Here is an 18289-nt window from a genome sequence, read left to right as displayed (position 1 = left end):
CCCTCCTGCAGAACAGACACGCACGTGCTTAAAACAGCCTACCGTGATTTCTGTGACTATTGCGACAAGAGTGGCAAAAGCGCACTTCACATCGCCCCTGAAGCCTCAAGTAGTACTCGAGACATTTTGCTAAAAGCACATGTTAACCCTACAAAATAAAAAATAGCGTTGGGGGTAAAAATCCCAACGCCACGACACGCCGATTTGGCCGATGTCAGCTCCGCTACCCTTGCCCCAGCTCCCTGGAACGTCGTGCGGAAGCCTCCGTGGCGCGATACATCGCTGCGCGGATACCGCCCTCTTCCAGAACGCGGATCGCGGCAATCGTCGTGCCCCCGGGAGACGCCACATGGGAACGCAACTCGTATGGCTCCGCATCCGGCTGCGACAGCATCGCACCCGCACCCGACACCGCACCCACCGTCAAACGCTTCGCCAAATCTCGGCTGAGGCCCAAACTGACGCCCGCGTCAACCATTGCCTCTGCCACCAAGAAAATGTAGGCAGGTGCCGAACCAGACAGGGCTGTGACGGCATCCATGTGGGTCTCCTCAGTAACCACCACATCGCCCACCATGCCCAGCAACTCCACAATGGAATCCAACTGCTCTTCAGACACAAACCGCCCGGGAACAACCACGTTCATACCCTCACCCACCAGCATCGGGGTGTTCGGCATGACACGCACCACCGGGGTACCCGCCGATACGGCGTCCTCCAGCTGCTTGAGGGTAACGCCGGCGGCCATGGAAATCACGGCCGTGTCGCTCTCGTTATTGTCAATAAAATCCGCGAGGTCGGTCAGCACAGGCACCGTGTCCTTGGGTTTCACACACAGGAAGACCACATCCGTACCGTCCGTGGCCTGTTGGTGATCCACAAAATCGATGATGCCGTACGCCTCAACGAGTTCCTTGCCGCGCTCGGGGCGTCGATTAGCCACGTGAATATCTTTCGGCGGCACACCACCGGCGATGAGCCCGGCGATGAGCGCCTCGCCGATCTTGCCGCCGCCGATGACAGCGATCTTAGGCATCTAGAACCCCACGATCGCCAGTGGTCCGAAGGTCACCGCGAGACCCGCAGCACCAGCCAGCACCATACTCAGGCCGTCACGCTCGGTGCGCAGGGCATGCACGATACCGACAATGGCGCCGGTGGCGGCCACAGCCAACAGGGCAGTGATGATCTTGGACATGTTCGCCCATAGCATCTCAAAACCCTTGAACAGACCCACACCCACAGCAATGGCGATGATCACCATCAGGACGACACTCAACACCGACACTTTCTGGTTGTCGTTCGCGTCAACCTCGTCGAGTTCGTCGTCTTCGTCGAAGGCGTCCTCCTCGTAGGTCTCCTCATCATTAAAGTCGGGATCGAAGGCGTCGTCTTCTTCGTCGAATTCGGAGTCAGACTCCACGTCCTCCTGGGCGGGAACGGCCCTGAAGGTGGCACTGTCGACTGCGCGAACGTCTGCACTCGCGTCGTCGTCGACATCAGCCTCAGCCTCGGCGTCATCACTTACCTCGGGGAACTGACCAGTGCGGGTCTTCTCAAAGGTGCCGGTGGCAAAACCGACGCGCGATCCCACAAAGGCGGTGTCATCCACCCGGTCAAGTTCTTCGGAGTCGTAGCGGTCCGGGAGAGCGTCTTCCACTGGTGCGATGGAGTCGATGGACTCGTCGGCGAAGTCCTCGTCGGCATAATCTTCGTCGGCATACTCATCGGAAGCATCGTAGCCTTCTGGACCCGAGATGTTATCGCCTGCAAAAACGACTTTCGTGACAATTTCTTCATCTTCCGCGCCGCTACCCTCATTATCGGTTAGCGCATCGTCGTCAACGCTGCGCTGGGGGCTGTAGGAGACACCCGAATTACTGTCGGTAGCGCCGTATTGCGCAGACCCATCATTCTCGTCATCACCGAGGAGTTCCGCCGTCAACGCCGGGAACGATCCCGTGGTGAGCCGCACCGGGTCATCCTCGGTGACCACGCTCAGCACCATCGTTTCCTCATCAGTGAGGGAATCATCCAGGTCATCTAGATCATCCACGTCGGAGGCATCGGCCACGCCGGTGTCCTGCACCGATGGGGCGGATGGCTCAACCATCACCGGTTGCGGAGCTTGGGGTGCGGGACGAGCCGGCGGTTCGCGATGGGCTTCACGCATGCCGCCGGAAGCCCCGGCGGCGGCCCCCACCATAGTGTCGGACGTTGCCGAATCAACCGAGGCAGCGACCTTTTCTTCAACCCTTTCCTGCGGGGCGTCCAGCGGCACACTGGAGTGCTTGGATTCCGCGGGTTTTTTGTTCACACGGGGGATGGATCCGGTTAGTTCCGCGACGGAGACTCCACCCTCATCCAGGCTCCGGCGGCGGCGCGGGCGGGACTCCCGCGGGGAGTTTCCCTCCTGCGCAGCGCGCGCCATAAGTTCCGCGACGGTGAGTTGTTTGTCACTCATTTTCGCGTCCTTTCTCGTCCAATCCCTTGTCAATACGCCGCAAGATAACTCCTTCACGCAGCGCCCATGGGCAAATTTGCAGCTGTCCTAAGCCAAGCGCACGCATGCTAGCTTCTGCAACTAGCGCACCTGCAACACTGTGCTCTAAGCCCGAACGCACATCCGCTAGGGGCGGCGTGGTATCGGCGAGTCGGGCGAGGGTGCGGGAGGTTGTGGATGTGCCAGCAGCGCGGCGCATGTATCCGCTTGCGCGGAGGGCACGCACTGATTCTGCCGTGACTGCCGTCTCGCGCAGAATATTTATTTTTTCGCGTGTTGGCGAGGCTGTGTCACACCATTGGTGGGTGTTCCGCGCCGCACCATAGGTGAGGGGAAACACGGCGTCTGGTTGTTCGTCCGCTTCGTCTGTGGACAATTCCAAAGATCGCCCCCTAGTGTCAAGGCTGCCATCAAGAATGCGAAGGTTGGTCACACGTTCCGCTACCCAACCGTACCATCGTCGTACCAAAGAGCAGGAGGGACGCAGGTGAGCACGGTGTATCGCACCCACCGCTACCAGCGGATTGGCAGCTTTTTCCTCATCCGTAACACCTAATCGCACACTACAAGGGTAGACGGTCTACCGTTACGAAGTGTGTATTGCCCGCAAACGCCGCCCGTGTTCCTTGGTTTTCCGGCCGACTCGCCGGCCGCCGCGTCTATCCGTTCTGGCGCGGAACTTCCACCGGATTTTCCCCGTGATTGGTTTGAATTTACCCACCCAGAGGACCCGCTTCATGTGTTCAGTTGCGACCTCACGTGGCTGGAATCCCACTGGGGTTGTGGGTTCGGCACACCGGCGTGTCGCGGCATTGATAGCACCTCCCCGTCGGTGGGATGTTGCAACCACGGCGCGTTTATGTGCGACGAGGAGGATCGGGAACAGCTTCTCGACGCCGTGCGCCGCATGCCGGCGCGGTACTGGCAGCTGCGCCCGACGGGCGTCGATACGCACCTGGAACCGGAAGAGTTAGAGCCGTGGCTGGAATGGGACGAACTGGATGATGAACCCGCACTGCGCACAAAAGTGGTGGATGGGGCATGTATTTTTGCCAACCGGGACGGCAGCGGGTGCGCGCTGCACCAGTGGGGTGTGGACAACGGCGAGGATTTGACGGTGGTGAAGCCGGAGGTGTGCTGGCAGTTACCGCTGCGTCGGCTGGAGGATTACGAAGAGCGCACGGACGGGGAGGAGATTCTGCGCACCACCATCACCGAATATGATCGGCGTGGCTGGGGCAACGGTGGGGAGGATTTTGACTGGTACTGCACCACTGCGCCTGCATGTCACCAATCACAGGATCCGATTTGGGTGAGCCACGAGCATGAGCTGCGGGTACTCATGGGCGATGGCCCATACGAGGTGCTGGCGGAGCATTGCAGGGCCAGGAAAGCGGCGGCGAAAGCGCTATCTGCACAGCTCACAGCGGACGAAGCCGCCACCGCGTTTAATACCCATCCCGCTACCCGGTTACGATATGACAATAAAATGTAAATAAAAAACATAATTTGTCTGGAGTTCCCATTTCCGCCCGCCATCGCCTACCGAAACCCGCTCCACCACCAATGCGGAGAATCACCCTGCGCACAGCAGCTGCAAATAAGATAAGAATGCTGCTCACGGTTCTTTCGGTTGCTTTGGGTACTGCTTATATATCTGGATCGTTGATTCTTACGCAATCCTTGGAGGAATCTTTCGCTTCTATCGTGGACTCGGGAGTAGACGGCATTGACGTAGGGCTTGTGGGCAGCGCCAGCTCCCCTCACGGCGTGCCGCTGTCTGTGGTGTCGGAGCTAGCCGCCCGCCCCGACGTTCGGGCGGTTAACGTCACTGGTGACGGTCCGGGCACCCCCTCCGGAACTCGGCGATCCGGACAAAGTTCGCTGGTCATCACAGGTTCCGACGGCCGCCCCCTCCAGGCAGGCTCCTCAGGGGCACACCCACTCGCCGCCTACCCTTTTGACGCCTACGTGGGGCGGCCGCCCATCGTTGTGGAAGGCACAGAGCCCCGCGAAGCACATGAAATTATGCTGAACTCCTCCGCAGCGAAACGGGGAAAATTACATGTTGGTGATTCAGTAACGGTCATCACCAGTTCGGAACGCCTCGACGTCACCATCAGCGGCATCTACGACATCCCCCGCGACACCGCCGGGTGGATCGGCGTCATGTTCACGCCCGAACGCTACCTCGAACTCTTCACCGACGGTCGGTACGCCTCCCAGGTGATCATTTCCGCCGCCGATGGCGTCTCCCCCATGGACCTGCGCAACAGCCTCGGCCAACAGTACCCCACGCTGACGCCACTACTGCCCGAACAAATCGCAGAACGACAATCCGGCGACTACGTCCGCCAGCTCGGCTTCATGACCTACATGCTCGCCGCCTTCGGCGTCATCGCCCTGTTCGTCGGGTCGTTCATCATCACCAACACCTTCGCCATGATCCTCGGCCAGCGCACCCGAGAATTCGCCCTCCTGCGCAGCATCGGGGTATCCGCGCTCCAGGTACGCACTTCCGTGTTCGCCGAAGCCGCCATTGCTGGGGTTATTGGCTGCATCACCGGCATCGCCGTCGGCATATCGCTGGTTGTGGTGGTGATTAATGTGCTCAACCAGGTTGGCGACGGGCTCTCCGCCATCTCTCTTACGTTCACCCCCAAGGCCATCATCGTCCCCTTCACTGTTGGCATGATCATCACCATCATCGCCGCCGCCGAACCCGCACGTCGGGCCGGATCACTCCCGCCTATCGACGCCCTCCGCCCCGCCGACGACCGCTCCGACCACTCCCTCCGACTCCGCACTGTCTTTGGTGTTCTGGCGGCAGTCCTGGGCGTGGGGTTTGGCATCGCGGGGGCGCATTTCCCCACCATCGGTGGTTTTGATATGGACCTCTACCAGCGCTTATCCGCCGTGGCGGTGGGGGCATTGTTCTTGCTTGCCGGGTTGTGGCTAAGTGGCCCCGCCCTGGCCAGCATCTCCCCTGGGCTGCCCATCAGCCCCATCGGGCGGCTTGCCTCCCGCAACAGCTCCCGCAATCCTAGGCGCACCGCCACCACGGCTTTCGCCCTGGCGTTGGGGGTCGGATTAGTGGCCTGCGTTGGCGTGATCGGCGCCACCGCGCAGGCCAGCGTGTTCGGTTTAGTGGAGTCAAAAGTCAAGGCACCATTCGTACTGGACAGCCCCAACGGTGGACACAGTAGCGGCCTCGCCGGTTCTCCCACCGGTGGCGGGGGCCTGTCCATCCCGGAAGAAGCCATTACCACGGTAGAAAATCTTGACGGGGTCAACTCGGTGGGAGTGCTCATGTCCGCCCCACTGCAGGCGGACCATTGGGATAACCCCACCACCACGGTAGTCAGCGGCGACATATCCCCTTTCGTGGACATTGGTGTGGTACGCGGTACCTCGGAGTTTGGCGACCAACCCGGCGCGATGATCTCCACCACCTACGCCAAGCAATCCGGCTTGGGACCGGGCGACACGTTTACCCTGCGCCCCTACCTGGGCGGCGAGGGCACCGATAGCAGCGTGGTGACCATTCGCGGTGTCTATGAGGAGACGGGTTTGTTGGGCCACATGGTCATTAACCTGGCTGGGGCGCTGCGCGTACTGCCGGACCTGGAGGCGTATAACAGGAAAACTGCGTTTGTGACCAGCGACGGCAGGTTTTCTGATTCGATGCTGCGCCGCGAGTTGGAGGATGCGGTGGCGCAGTATTTGGTGGTGCAGGTGAAGGCGAAGGAGGAATATAAGGGAGCACTGGGGACTCAGGTGAACCAGATGGTGTCTCTCATTTATGGGTTGTTGGCGTTGGCGGTAGTAATTGCGGTGATGGGCATTATTAATACGCTGGCGCTGAGCGTATCGGAACGCACCCGTGAGCTGGGGACGCTGCGGGCAATTGGGGTGAGTAGGAGCCAGATCAGGAGAATGATCCAGCTGGAAGCAGTTCAGATGTCTGTATTTGGCGCACTGTGTGGTGTGGTTGTGGGCGTGTTTGCGGGGTGGTGCGTGGTGACTGTACTGCAGGATAAGGGCATGTCATCGCCGCATGTGCCGTGGAGCCAGGTGGCACTCATGATGGCTGGAAGCGTTGTGGTGGGTTTGCTGGCCGCATTGGTTCCTGCGCAGAAGGCTGCGGCGACACCGCCGTTGGAGGCAATTGCGGAGTAGGACGCCACCTAGGCGTCGAATTTGTAGCCCACGCCCCGCACGGTGACAAGGTGGGTAGGGCGTTTGGGTTCTTCTTCGATTTTGGAGCGGATGCGTTTGATGTGCACGTCGAGGGTTTTGGTGTCGCCGACGTAGTCTTCGCCCCACACGTGGTCGATGAGTTGCCCGCGGGTGAGCACTCTCCCTGGGTTGCGGAGCAGGTATTCCAGCAGGTCGTACTCTTTGAGGGGCATGGGGGTGTCCACGCCGTCGACGGTGACGGTGTGGCGTTCGAGGTCCATGCGCACGCGGCCGTCGCCAAGCACACTGGGGTTGGGTTCGGGTTCGTGGTCGGCATCGCCACCGCGGCGGAGGACGGCGCGGATGCGGGCGATAAGTTCTCGGGATGAGTAGGGTTTGGTGACGTAGTCGTCGGCCCCGAGTTCCAGGCCCACCACTTTGTCCACCTCGGAGTCGCGGGCGGTGACCATGATGACAGGAACGGTGGAGGTTTTGCGGAGTTGTCGGCACACGTCGGTGCCGGACATGCCAGGGAGCATGAGGTCGAGGAGCACGATGTCGACGTCATTGTTGGCGAATTCGTCGAGGGCGGTGGGGCCGTCGCCGGCGATGAGCACGGTGAAGCCTTCTTTGCCTAGGAGGAACGCCAACGGTTCGGCGAGGGATTCTTCGTCTTCGACGATAAGGACGGTGGTCATGGTTACGTTGTCCTTTCGTTGGTGGTGCCGCCTGGCGGGTCCAGCAGTTCCGGCAGTTCCAGGGTGAAGGTGGAGCCGACACCGAGTCTTGACCACACTGTAATCGCCCCACCGTGGTTTGCTGCAACATGCTTAACAATGGCAAGACCCAGCCCGGTACCGCCAGTGGCGCGGGAACGGGCTTTGTCGACGCGGAAGAATCGTTCGAAGACGCGTTGTTGGTCTTCAGGAGCGATGCCGATGCCACGGTCAGTGACGCTGATGTGCACATTGCCGCCCGCGCGGCGTTGGCTGATGCTGACGGAGGTGTTGGCAGGGGAATAATTGATGGCGTTACTCAGCAGGTTGGCCATGGCGGTGACCAGGAGTGTTTTGTCCCCCATGACAAACGCACTTGAGGCGGGGCCGCGGTCGATGGTGATGTTGGCGTTGTCGGCGGCGAGTTGGGTGCGTTGCAGGGCGTCGTCAATGACCTCGTCGACTGAGACGGGTTCCATGTTGGGCAGCGGCTCGGCGCCTTGGAGCTTCGATAGTGCGATGAGTTCGTTGATGAGGTTGGCCATCCGCTGGGCTTCTTTATTTAGTTTGATGCCGAAGTGTTCGACAGTGTCGGGGTCATCGCGGGATTCGATGAGCGCTTCCGACAGCAGTGCCATGCCTCCCACGGGTGTTTTCAGTTCGTGCGACACGTTGGCCACGAAGTCCCGGCGCGCGGCTTCCAGCCGCATGTTTTCCGACTCGTCGGTGCAGTAGATGATCACGAAGTCCCCGTCGGCAAGGGTGAGTGGTTTGATCACGGCTTTCACAGCGCTGACGCGGCTTCCCGTGCGCTGCTGCCCCGCCGGAAGGTCCAGGGTTTGGGGTTTCTGGTGGGTGAATACGTTGTGCGCCTGGCGCCACACGTCGGGGCGCACGGTGTGGTCCGATATGATCCCCAGCGCGTGGGCTTGAGTGTTGGAAAGCACCACATCCCCCTTATGCGTCACCACCGCCACCCCCGCTGGCGAGCCCTGCACCGCAAGGTGCAACAACTGGCTTATCGACGCCCCGGGGGTGGCGGTGGTGCGGCGGTGGCGGGTGATCAGCAACGCCATGACCGTGATCACCATCCCAATCACGATGCCAATGAGGCACCCGATAATCACCGCCGACAAGGAAAACCGGTTACTTTCCGCCCTGCGCGGCGACGGCAGCGGCACCCGCGGCGGCGGCCTCCGGGTCAAGGTACGTGCCACCGGGGTTGGTGACGTTACCCTTCTCATCCAGTTCGTACACCAGCGGAATACCGGTGGGGATGTTCAGCTCGGCGATGTCGGCATCGGAAATGCCGTCGAGGTGCTTAACCAAGGCACGCAGGGAGTTGCCGTGGGCGGCAATGAGCACGTTTTCGCCCTTGAGCACGCGCGGCAGAATTTCTTCCTTGAAGTAGGGGACAAAGCGAGTGACCACGTCAAGCAGGCATTCGGTGTCCGGCACCTTGTCAAGGTCCGCGTAGCGGGGGTCGTTTGCCTGGCTGTATTCGGAGCTTTCCTCCAGTGGTGGCGGCGGGGTGTCGTAGGAGCGTCGCCATGCCATGAACTGGTCGTTACCGTATTTTTCTTTTGTTTCTGCCTTATTCAGCCCCTGGAGTGCACCGTAGTGGCGTTCATTCAGGCGCCAATCGCGCACGACGGGAATCCACAAACGGTCAGCCGCATCCAATGCCAAATTCGCAGTGTTAATGGCGCGGCGTTGCAGGGAGGTGTATACGACATCGGGAAGAATATTGGCCTCGCGCAGCAATTCGCCGCCGTGGCGCGCTTCTTCTTCGCCTTTTTCTGTCAAAGCCACATCGACCCAACCAGTGAACTGATTGGACGCATTCCATTGACTTTGACCATGCCTCAAAAGAATCAACTTTCCAGTAGTCATGGCACCGATTCTGCCACTTTGCGACGCATTGTGCCGTACTTTGGCAGGAAGTCACAGAATAAGCGCGCTGTTATGCGCCGGGAGCCTGTCGTGAATAACAGTAGGAATGCGTGTGGGAAAGAACATCGGTGTAGACAGATGCCAGCGTCGATGCTGTCGCCGACCAGGAGAAATTAGCCGCATGCAGCACCGCATCCTGACCCATACGTATGCGGGTGTCATCATCATCCAGGAGCTGGGCCAGCGCATCTGCCCATTCAACGGGATCGTGGCTATCCACCAGCAGACCCGTCTCCCCTTCCGCGACGGCTATCGGCAGGCCACCAACGCGCGCCGCTACCACCGGGGTGCCCGATGCCTGCGCCTCCATGGCCACCAGCCCAAAGGACTCGTTGTAGCTGGGGACCGCCACAACGTCGGCGGCGCGGTAAATGGTGACCAGTTCTGCGGGTGGACGTGGGGAAAGGAACCGAATGTGCTTCTCAATTCCCAGCTCACGAGCCATATCCTGGTAGGTTTCCGGGGTAGCATGCGCACCCGACGGTCCCCCGCAAATGAGCACCCGCAGGTTACGATGCGGATCCCTGTGCAGCAGCTCCGCCACCGCATGGATCAGCACCTGTGGGCCTTTGAACGCCTGCAACCTACCCACAAACGCAATAACCTTTGCGTGCAGCGGAATACCCAACTGGCGGCGGCTGCGCTCCGTGGCGCGATCATTGCCTGGGTGGAACAAGGCCACCGCCGCACCCGGCGCGACCACGGCTATTTTTTCTGGGCTGGCGTCGTAATGGCGCTGCACGTCCAGCGCCTCCTCCGCTGTGTTCACCACTAGGCAATCCGCGTTGTCCACCAACTGCTGCTCGCACATGCGCCGGGCTTCGGACTCAGGGGTGTCTATCTCTGAGCGGTGGGCGTTTTTCACCGCCGCCAGCGTGTGGGCGGTATGTACTAGGGGAACCTGCCAGACGTCACGCAGCAGCCACCCCACTTGACCACTGAGCCAATAATGCGAATGAATGAGGTCATAGTTCAAGTTGTTGCAGCGTGCATACACCAACACCCCGCCCGCAAACGCCGCCAGCTGTGTAGGCAGTTCTTCCTTATCAATGCCCTCATAGGGACCCGCCACAATGTTGATGACCCTTAAATTTGGTTCAACCTCCACGACTTCACCTTGGCTGGGACGGGTAGCTCGGGTGTAAATATCCACCTTGGTGCCCTGTCTGGCCAGCTCCGTAGCAGTGGAGAGCACGTAGACGTTCATGCCGCCCGCATCCCCCGAACCCGGTTGCTGCAGGGGCGAGGTGTGCATGGAAATCATGGCAATGCGCATAAACCGCATTTTAACGATTACTTTTCGGGAGGCGGTGAGGTGGATGCCCGAAGCGGTGCAGGAGTGAAGAAACGTGTGGGAAGGACGGGCGTCGTTACGCGATAGTCACAAATATGTAACGTACAGCTAGCGGTAAGTAAGCACATGTACTGCAGGTATACTTGATGCAACATACAAACTTACGCTGTGGTAACCCCTCCCAGCGCGCACCTGATGAAGGGACGTTAATGTCGGCTACTGAATCCTCGGCTTTTGAATCTAAAGCCTGGTTGAAGCACTACGCCGAGTGGACCCCAACCACCATCGAATACGGTGACACCACGCTGCTCGACTTCTACGACAACAACCTGGCCATCAACAGCGACAAGCCGGCCATCTACTTCTTCGGGCGCACCCAAACCTACGGCGAGTTTGACAAGCACGTCCGCCACGCCGCCGCCGGACTCCGCGCGCTGGGGGTTCGCGCCGGGGATCGCGTGGCCATACTGTTGCCCAACTGCCCGCAACACCTGGCTGCCTTCTACGCTGTATTGAAACTCGGGGCGACCGTGGTGGAACACAACCCCCTCTACACCGCCCACGAACTCGAACACCCCTTCAATGACCACGGTGCACGCGTGGCCATCTGCTGGGACAAAGCCGCCCCCACGCTGGAGAAACTACGCGGGTGCACTCCGCTGGAGACCATCGTTTCCGTCAACATGACCGAGGCGATGCCGCTGCTGCAGAAAATCGCGCTCCGACTGCCCATTCCGTCGCTGCGCAAAGCCCGGGCACAGCTCACCGCCGACGCCCCCAACACCATTCCCTGGGAGTCCTTAATCAATCCCGCAATCGGTGGCGACGGCTCCGACGTTGAAAGCCCCACCGACGTCACCCGCGACACCACGGCACTCATTCTGTACACCTCCGGCACCACCGGCGCCCCCAAAGGCGCGCAACTTAGCCACGGCAACCTCGTGGCCAACGTCCTGCAAGGCAAAGCCTGGGTGCCGGGACTCGGCGAGCAGGAAGAACGCTTGCTTGCGGCGCTGCCCATGTTCCACGCCTACGGACTCACCATGGTGGCCACCCTCGGGGTATTCATCGGCGGGGAAATCATCCTCCTGCCCGCGCCTGACCTGAAACTCATCATGCAGGTGATGAAGCGCCACACCCCCACCTGGCTGCCCGGTGTACCCACCCTCTACGAAAAAATTGTCGACGCCGCCGAAGCAACCGGCGTGAACATCAAAGGCATCCGCAACGCCTTCTCCGGAGCCTCCACCCTGCCAGTTCGCACCGTTGATCGTTGGGAGCACTACACAAACGGCACCCTCGTCGAAGGCTACGGCCTCACCGAAACCTCCCCGATCATTGTGGGCAACCCCATGAACGGCAAACGACGTCCCGGCTACGTGGGAATCCCCTTCCCCGACACCGACGTGCGTATCGCTGACCCCGACAACCTGGACAAAACCCAACCCGACGGGTTCGAAGGCGAAGTGCTTGTCCGGGGGCCGCAAGTCTTCCAGGGTTACCTCAACCAGCCCGACGCCACCGAACATTCCTTCCACAACGGCTGGTACCGCACCGGTGATGTCGGCGTCATGGAACCTGACGGCTTCATCCGGCTGGTGGCGCGCATCAAGGAAGTCATTATCACCGGTGGATTCAACGTCTACCCCGCCGAAGTCGAGGAAGTTCTCTGCAGCCACCCCGATGTTGCCGACGCCGCCGTGGTGGGCATCCCCCGCGAAGATGGCTCAGAAAACGTCGCCGCCGCCATCACCCTCACCGAAGGCGCAGCACTGGATCCCGACGGCCTGAAAAACTACTGCCGCGAACAACTCACTCGCTACAAAGTACCCCGCAATTTCTACCACTTCGAAGACCTGCCCCGCGACCAGATGGGCAAAGTACGACGCCGCGACGTGCAACAACAACTCGTCGAACGATACGGGGGGCGGCCCGGGGAGTGAGCTGGTGACGGGATTGATGCGCTGACACCGCACTATCACATGCCCCCAACCCCTACTCGAACCGCTTACGCTTCAAGGAAAGTCAGGTTGCCGCAGAACTGTAGTCTGGGGTAATGCGTTCTTCTCCCACGATTGTTTGGTTCCGCGATGACCTACGCCTAGCCGATAATAGGGCCCTCCATTGGGCTGCGGAACGCGGACCCGTGGTGGGCTTATTCATCCATGAAACGGTGGGGCGCCCGCTGGGAGCAGCCGCTGCGTGGTGGCAGCGCCGCAGCCTCAACGAACTGCGCGAACGTCTTCCGGCTCCCCTCATCGAAAGGCGCGGTGATCCTCGCGTCATCGTGCCCCAGCTCGCACATGAACTTGGGGCTGCGGTGACGTGGAATCGTCGCTACCACCTCACCGAGGTTGATGCGGAGATCAAAAGCGCCGTCGGCGCCACCACCCATCCCGGGTACCTCCTCACCGAACCATGGAAGATCACGACGAAAAGCGGCTCACCGTACAAGGTATTCAGCCCGTTTTACCGCGCAGCACATGCATTTCTTGTCGACGATCCCCCGTCCCCTCTCCCCGTACCTGAGGTGACTCCAGCGAACGTGGAGCCGGAAACGCTGCCCGCTCCTGATGAGTCGGAGTGGGCGAGCACGCTGGGGCGTTATAACTGCCCGGGGGAGATTGGGGGCGTCGATAAGCTTCATTCTTTCGATGTTGACCATTATGACAACAACAATCTCGGAGTCCCCTCCACGTCGGGTCTCTCTCCATACCTGCGGTTCGGAGAGGTGAGCCCCGCGACCGCATGGGCGGAAGTGAGCAACTCAACCGAAAACGCCGAGCCGTTTCTGCGCCAATTGATCTGGCGCGATTTCGCCTGGCACCGTTTCTATCATCTGCCGAACATGGCAACCGTGAACGTGCGCGAAGCTTTCAATCGCTTCCCGTGGGAATGGACACCGCGGGCAAAGCCGTCATCGACTTCGCGTGCCTTTGCCCACATCGAGATGGACGTGGAGGCTCAGCACATCGGTGAGCTGGCCGCGTGGCAAGCAGGTCACACCGGCGTCCCCCTCGTCGATGCCGGGATGCGCGAGCTGTGGGCGACCGGATCCATGCACAATCGCGCCCGGATGGTGGTTGGGTCCTGGCTGACGAAAAACCTGGGTATCCATTGGCGTCACGGGGAGGAGTGGTTCTGGGACACGCTTGTTGATGCCGACGCTGCCTCCAACCCCTTCAATTGGCAGTGGGTCGCTGGCTCCGGGGATGACGCCGCACCCTACTTTCGCGTCTTCAACCCGTTGACGCAGCAGAAAAAATTCGACGCAAGCGGCACTTACATTGCGCGCTGGGTGCCGGAAGCGCTGACCCCGCTCTATCCGGAACCCATGGTGGATATCGCGGAGTCGCGAAAAACCGCACTGGCGGCTTACAAGGATATCAGCGGTTGAGCTGCGCGATGTGCCCAGTGAGAGCCCATTAAGGACGGTGGCAAACGCCGACCACCCTGCGTTCAGGACAAGGTCAATGACAACGCGACTACCTACAAATACTTGACAACCGTCACCCTGGACCATACCCGCATCCACAGGCGCGACATCATAGGTTCGACGAGTTTAAAACCCACCATCATGACGGTCGCAATCAGCGGCAATTTCCAATTCAACATCGTCTATTGGCATCAGCCTGATTCTTGGCCCCGGGATCATCAGACGGTGCGACAAGAAGACCCGGTCGCTGAGTTCCAGAGAAAAATCCTCACCGCGACCGCACACAACATTCAACGAAAAAATGCGCGAAGCCAGCTCAATGCCACTTGGATCGATTTTGGTTGTCGCATTTTTCGGCCCCGGCTGGCTGTTGCTCTTTGGGGATAACGACAAACAGCAAACGACTAACCGTTGACACCTCAACCACTGCTATATTCGTGGTATGAACGCAGATTTTTACGATGCCATCATTATCGGTTTCGGCAAGGCAGGAAAGACGCTTGCGGTAGCGCTCGCGAATGCTGGACAACGGGTCGCTATGGTTGAACGCTCGTCCAAGATGTACGGCGGCACCTGCATTAACATCGCCTGTATCCCCACAAAAGCACTGGTCAGTGCCGCAGCGCACAATGAGTCTTTCGACCAGGCCATGGCACACAAACAGGCGGTTGTGTCGCTCCTGCACGATCGCAACTACCATATGCTGGCCGATAACCCCCATGTGACGGTGATTGACGGCGAGGGATCTTTCGTTGATTCGCATACGGTGTCGGTTCGCGCGAGCGACGAACGCCTCCTCATCAACGCCCCGCGAATTTTCATCAACACCGGCGCGGAGCCGATCATCCCGCCTATCACGGGCATTGAGGATTCCCGACACGTCTACACCAGCACCGAACTGCTGGACCACACCCACCAGCCACAGCGTTTGGCGGTAATCGGCGGGGGTTATGTTGGGTTGGAGTTTGCGTCCACGTACGCCAAGCTGGGCAGCAAGGTCACTGTTTTTCAGCGTAGCGACGCCCTGTTCACCGACGAAGATCCGCAGGTTGCGGCGGCAGCCACCCAGGCGCTCATTGATCAGAGAATCCAGATTGTACTCAATGCAAACATCACCCACATCGAAGACACTGACAGCGGAGTGTTGGTGAATGGTGACGAGTTTGATGCCGTGCTGCTGGCCACGGGGCGTCGGCCTGTCACCGCAGGACTCAACCTGGAGGCCGCCGGTGTTGAACTCACTGAGCGGGGCGCAATTGCGGTGAATGACCTGCTGCAAACAAGCGTTCCACATATCTGGGCGTTGGGTGACGTGAACGGTGGCCCACAGTTCACGTATGCGTCGCTGGATGATTACCGGATTGTGAAAAGCCAGTTGCTGGGCGATGGCAGCTATACCCGTGCCCAACGCAAACCCATGGCGTATTCCGTGTTCATGCAAACGCCCCTTGCCCGCATCGGTATGAATGAGGCCGAGGCACGCGACACAGGACAGCCCGTAGCGGTGAAGGAACTACCCGCATCGGCCGTGCCCCGCCTGCATGTGGATGGAAACACGACCGGTCTGCTGCGCGCGATAGTAAATCCTGACACGAAGGAGATTCTTGGCGCGACTCTGCTATGCGAGGGCGCGCCGGAGGTGATCAACCTGATTAAAACCACCATGGACGCGGGCCTGCCGTACACCACGCTGCGGGATCAGGTGTTCACCCACCCAAGCGTGAGCGAAGCCCTCAACGACCTGTTTAACATGTAGTAATGCTGACCCGGCACCGCATCCCTGTCCAGGAGCCCTACGATGCGCCGGGGATTTTCACGTTCCTCGCCGACCGTGTGATCGACGGAGTGGAGCACGCCGACCTGGATCAGCTGCGCTACGCCCGAACCATACATCTGCCCCACGGCCCCGGCGCGGTAGAGGTGACCTATACGCAGGGGGCGCTGGAGACCACGTTGGAACTCGCAGACACTACGGATGCTCCTGCGGCGATAGGGCGTGTCCAGCGGTTGTTTGATGCGCACCGGGATCCGGGGGACGTCGATACGCACCTGAAATCGGATCCCTTGCTTGCGCCGAGTGTGCGTGCGACGCCGGGGATTCGGGTTCCTGGGGCCGCGAACTATGAGGAAATGCTGGTTCGCGCGTTGGTGGGGCAGCAGATTTCGGTGGCGGCTGCGCGCAAGCATTTGTCCCGGTTAGCTGAGGCGGCGGGCGCGCCGTATGAGTCGGAAATTGCGGGGTTAAACAGGTGCTTTCCCACGCCTGAGCAGATCATTTCCGCGGTGGGCGACCCGGAATCCCTGGAGCCGACGCGTCCTTTGCGGCTGCCACGGCAATCCGTCAAGGCGGTGGTAGCGTCCATGCGGGCACTGCTGGACGGGGAGCTGAATGTTCATACAGACGCGGACCCCGAGGAGTTGTTTACGCAGCTGGTGGCCCGCCCGCGGATCGGGATATGGACAGCGAATTATGTGTTGATGCGTTTGTTGGGGCATCCCGATGTGTGGCCGGAGGGCGACGTGGCCTTGGTTGCGGGCGCGCGAAAACTTGGGATAGTGGAGGGCAAGCAACATAAGATTTTGGCTCGCAAAGCCATGGACTGGGCACCGTGGCGTTCGTACGCTGCCATGCATATTTGGAGGAACGCATCATGACCACTGCTTTCTACGCTCACACCGACACCCCCGACGGCCCGTTCACCGTGATCGTGTCGGACGGCGCGGTGCTGGGCTCCGGCTGGACCAGCGACCCGAAGGACCTGCTTCCCCGCATTCACCAGTCGCTGCTGCCGTCAGCTTTGAAGAAATCGGACACCGAAGCGGAGTTTGCGCTGGATGCTGTGCGCAAATACTACGACGGGGATTTCGCCGCCGTGTTGCGAACCCCGGTTCGGCAGGTTTCTGGAGAGTTCCGCAGCCACGCATGGGACGTGCTGCGCGGCATCGGTCCTGGCCAGTGCATTACGTACAGTGATTTCGCGGCGTTGGCGGGACGTCCCCAGGCCGTGCGGGCGGCGGCGAGTGCGTGTTCGCAGAACGCCGCAGCGTTGTTTGTGCCCTGCCACCGGGTCTTGAGCAAGGACGGCAGTCTGGGCGGTTTTCTCTACGGCACGGACGTGAAGAAGCGCCTTCTTGAGATGGAGGAGGACGGTTCGGGGAATGAACAAGGCTGGCCTACAGACGCTTAACGACGTCGCGTGGGCCGAGGTTACACACGCGTACGGCCCCGCCGTGGATGCGCCAGATATGTTGCGGCAACTCATGGAAGGTGGGGATGACCTTGAAGAGGCAACCGAATTCCTATTTGGTGTGCTGACGCACCAAGGCACTCTGTACAGCGCTACCCTACCCGTCATGCGTTTTTGTGTTCGCGTGCTCGACCAGCTAAGCGCTGATGCAACTGAGCAGGTGGTGGCGTGGATACAGTTTGTTGGAAGCCTTACCAGAACGTCTCCCGAGGCCCCCTATGCGGCGGAATTGCGCGCCGAGGCCATTTCCGTGGTGGAAGCCTTGCTTGCACTCGATGCCAAGAAAGGCGGCGAGTACTACACGCGAGCGCTAGGGGCGTGGTGTTGTGACGCGGAGAATGGGCTGTCTGATCGTGTTCGCACACGGCTGCAGGAATGCCCGGTTGACGGTGGAACACTTGCCGCGTTGGGTACATGGGGCGGGGATCTCAGTACCTACCTCACCTCTGATGACCTGGGGGTACGAGCAGCCGCCGCCTTTCATGACCGCAGCAATGCCGGGACGGCTGCGCTGATAGATGTGCTGGGCGACCCCGACATTGAGGATGTCTGGCTGGAGATTGAGCCAGAAGGTCGGCTTGACGATGTGGCGGACGAACTGCTTACGCGCAACCTTGGCGCAATACCCGAAGCGGAGCGTGCACAACTGGAATCCCTGGCCGTGCTCTATGCGTCCACCAACTTCATGCCATGGGAACATTTTCTGCAGCTCATCAACGCAGGAAATGGGAACGGGGTGCTTGACGCGGATGCGACCAGACGGTTCCTGCATGCCGTGGTGGACAATGACTTCCTGTGGCAAACCCCGTACGCAGCCGCCGCTCTTGTCGAGGCGGGATTGCCAGGCGACAGGGAGGAATTGCGGGAGATGGTGGGAGAGGCCAGTTTGTGATGTTGGTTGGGCTGTGAGTATCGTATACAGCGCATTGCCGAAAAGATGTGCACTTACCAAGTTGGCAG

The 18289-nt window shown here is 60.3% G+C and carries 16 protein-coding genes; 9 read left to right on the top strand and 7 right to left on the bottom strand.

Annotation, left to right across the window (positions count from 1 at the left end; translation table 11 throughout):
• Positions 1-223 precede the first annotated feature (223 nt).
• Genes proC through CDUR_RS01590 form a run of 3 tightly spaced genes read right to left on the bottom strand, consistent with a single transcriptional unit; the run spans position 224 to position 3065 of the window.
• Positions 224-1036: a pyrroline-5-carboxylate reductase gene (gene proC, locus CDUR_RS01600; protein ID WP_179418743.1), complete on the bottom strand. Its 813-nt coding sequence runs from the start codon at positions 1034-1036 to the stop codon at positions 224-226.
• A complete protein-coding gene (locus CDUR_RS01595) occupies positions 1037-2464 on the bottom strand; it encodes an Rv0497 family membrane protein (RefSeq protein WP_233452977.1) in 1428 nt (475 codons plus the stop codon).
• Positions 2457-3065, bottom strand: coding sequence for an acetate and sugar kinases/Hsc70/actin family protein (locus CDUR_RS01590; RefSeq protein WP_179418742.1), 609 nt, complete (start codon positions 3063-3065; stop codon positions 2457-2459). The genes CDUR_RS01595 and CDUR_RS01590 overlap by 8 nt, the downstream gene beginning before the upstream one ends.
• A 33-nt stretch (positions 3066-3098) precedes the next feature.
• Between CDUR_RS01590 and CDUR_RS01585 the strand changes: the two genes are divergently transcribed.
• Together CDUR_RS01585 and CDUR_RS01580 are read left to right on the top strand one after the other, a co-directional pair.
• Entirely contained in the window at positions 3099-3998 is a 900-nt protein-coding gene (locus tag CDUR_RS01585; protein ID WP_179418741.1) for a DUF3109 family protein, read from the top strand.
• A gap of 116 nt (positions 3999-4114) precedes the next feature.
• A complete protein-coding gene (locus CDUR_RS01580; protein WP_179418740.1) occupies positions 4115-6682 on the top strand; it encodes an ABC transporter permease in 2568 nt (855 codons plus the stop codon).
• A gap of 8 nt (positions 6683-6690) precedes the next feature.
• Here CDUR_RS01580 and CDUR_RS01575 read toward each other — a convergent pair whose 3' ends face one another.
• The 4 genes from CDUR_RS01575 to mshA form a co-directional block, all read right to left on the bottom strand.
• Complete coding sequence (locus tag CDUR_RS01575) at positions 6691-7380, bottom strand: response regulator (RefSeq protein ID WP_006062831.1); 690 nt, start codon at positions 7378-7380, stop codon at positions 6691-6693.
• Positions 7381-7382: 2 nt separating this feature from the next.
• Positions 7383-8519, bottom strand: coding sequence for a sensor histidine kinase (locus CDUR_RS01570; protein ID WP_411763067.1), 1137 nt, complete (start codon positions 8517-8519; stop codon positions 7383-7385).
• Between the two features lie 25 nt (positions 8520-8544).
• Complete coding sequence (locus CDUR_RS01565) at positions 8545-9291, bottom strand: phosphoglyceromutase (RefSeq protein WP_179418739.1); 747 nt, start codon at positions 9289-9291, stop codon at positions 8545-8547.
• A 70-nt stretch (positions 9292-9361) separates the two neighbouring features.
• A complete protein-coding gene (gene mshA, locus CDUR_RS01560) occupies positions 9362-10627 on the bottom strand; it encodes a D-inositol-3-phosphate glycosyltransferase (RefSeq protein ID WP_179418738.1) in 1266 nt (421 codons plus the stop codon).
• Positions 10628-10854: 227 nt separating this feature from the next.
• Here mshA and CDUR_RS01555 point away from each other — a divergent pair, with 227 nt between their 5' ends.
• From CDUR_RS01555 to CDUR_RS01525, 7 genes are all read left to right on the top strand, one after another.
• The gene (locus CDUR_RS01555) at positions 10855-12588 is read left to right on the top strand and encodes a long-chain-fatty-acid--CoA ligase (protein WP_179418737.1); all 1734 of its coding nucleotides are present in this window, start codon (positions 10855-10857) and stop codon (positions 12586-12588) included.
• 113 nt (positions 12589-12701) lie between these two features.
• Positions 12702-14042 carry a cryptochrome/photolyase family protein gene (locus CDUR_RS01550; protein ID WP_179418736.1) on the top strand — a complete coding sequence of 447 codons (1341 nt, stop codon included), beginning with the start codon at positions 12702-12704 and terminating at the stop codon, positions 14040-14042.
• A 102-nt stretch (positions 14043-14144) separates the two neighbouring features.
• On the top strand, positions 14145-14468 hold the full coding sequence (locus CDUR_RS01545) for a hypothetical protein (protein WP_179418735.1): 324 nt from the start codon (positions 14145-14147) through the stop codon (positions 14466-14468).
• 55 nt (positions 14469-14523) lie between these two features.
• The gene (locus CDUR_RS01540) at positions 14524-15837 is read left to right on the top strand and encodes an FAD-containing oxidoreductase (RefSeq protein WP_179418734.1); all 1314 of its coding nucleotides are present in this window, start codon (positions 14524-14526) and stop codon (positions 15835-15837) included.
• Between the two features lie 2 nt (positions 15838-15839).
• On the top strand, positions 15840-16736 hold the full coding sequence (locus CDUR_RS01535) for a DNA-3-methyladenine glycosylase family protein (protein WP_179418733.1): 897 nt from the start codon (positions 15840-15842) through the stop codon (positions 16734-16736).
• Entirely contained in the window at positions 16733-17269 is a 537-nt protein-coding gene (locus CDUR_RS01530; RefSeq protein WP_179418732.1) for a methylated-DNA--[protein]-cysteine S-methyltransferase, read from the top strand. Before CDUR_RS01535 ends, CDUR_RS01530 begins: the two co-directional genes overlap by 4 nt.
• A complete protein-coding gene (locus tag CDUR_RS01525; RefSeq protein ID WP_179418731.1) occupies positions 17241-18221 on the top strand; it encodes a hypothetical protein in 981 nt (326 codons plus the stop codon). Before CDUR_RS01530 ends, CDUR_RS01525 begins: the two co-directional genes overlap by 29 nt.
• The last annotated feature ends 68 nt before the right edge of the window (positions 18222-18289 follow it).

Origin of the sequence: Corynebacterium durum, assembly GCF_030408675.1 — a bacterium.
Lineage (GTDB): Bacteria > Actinomycetota > Actinomycetes > Mycobacteriales > Mycobacteriaceae > Corynebacterium > Corynebacterium durum.
This window is presented reverse-complemented; position numbering and strand designations above follow the sequence as displayed.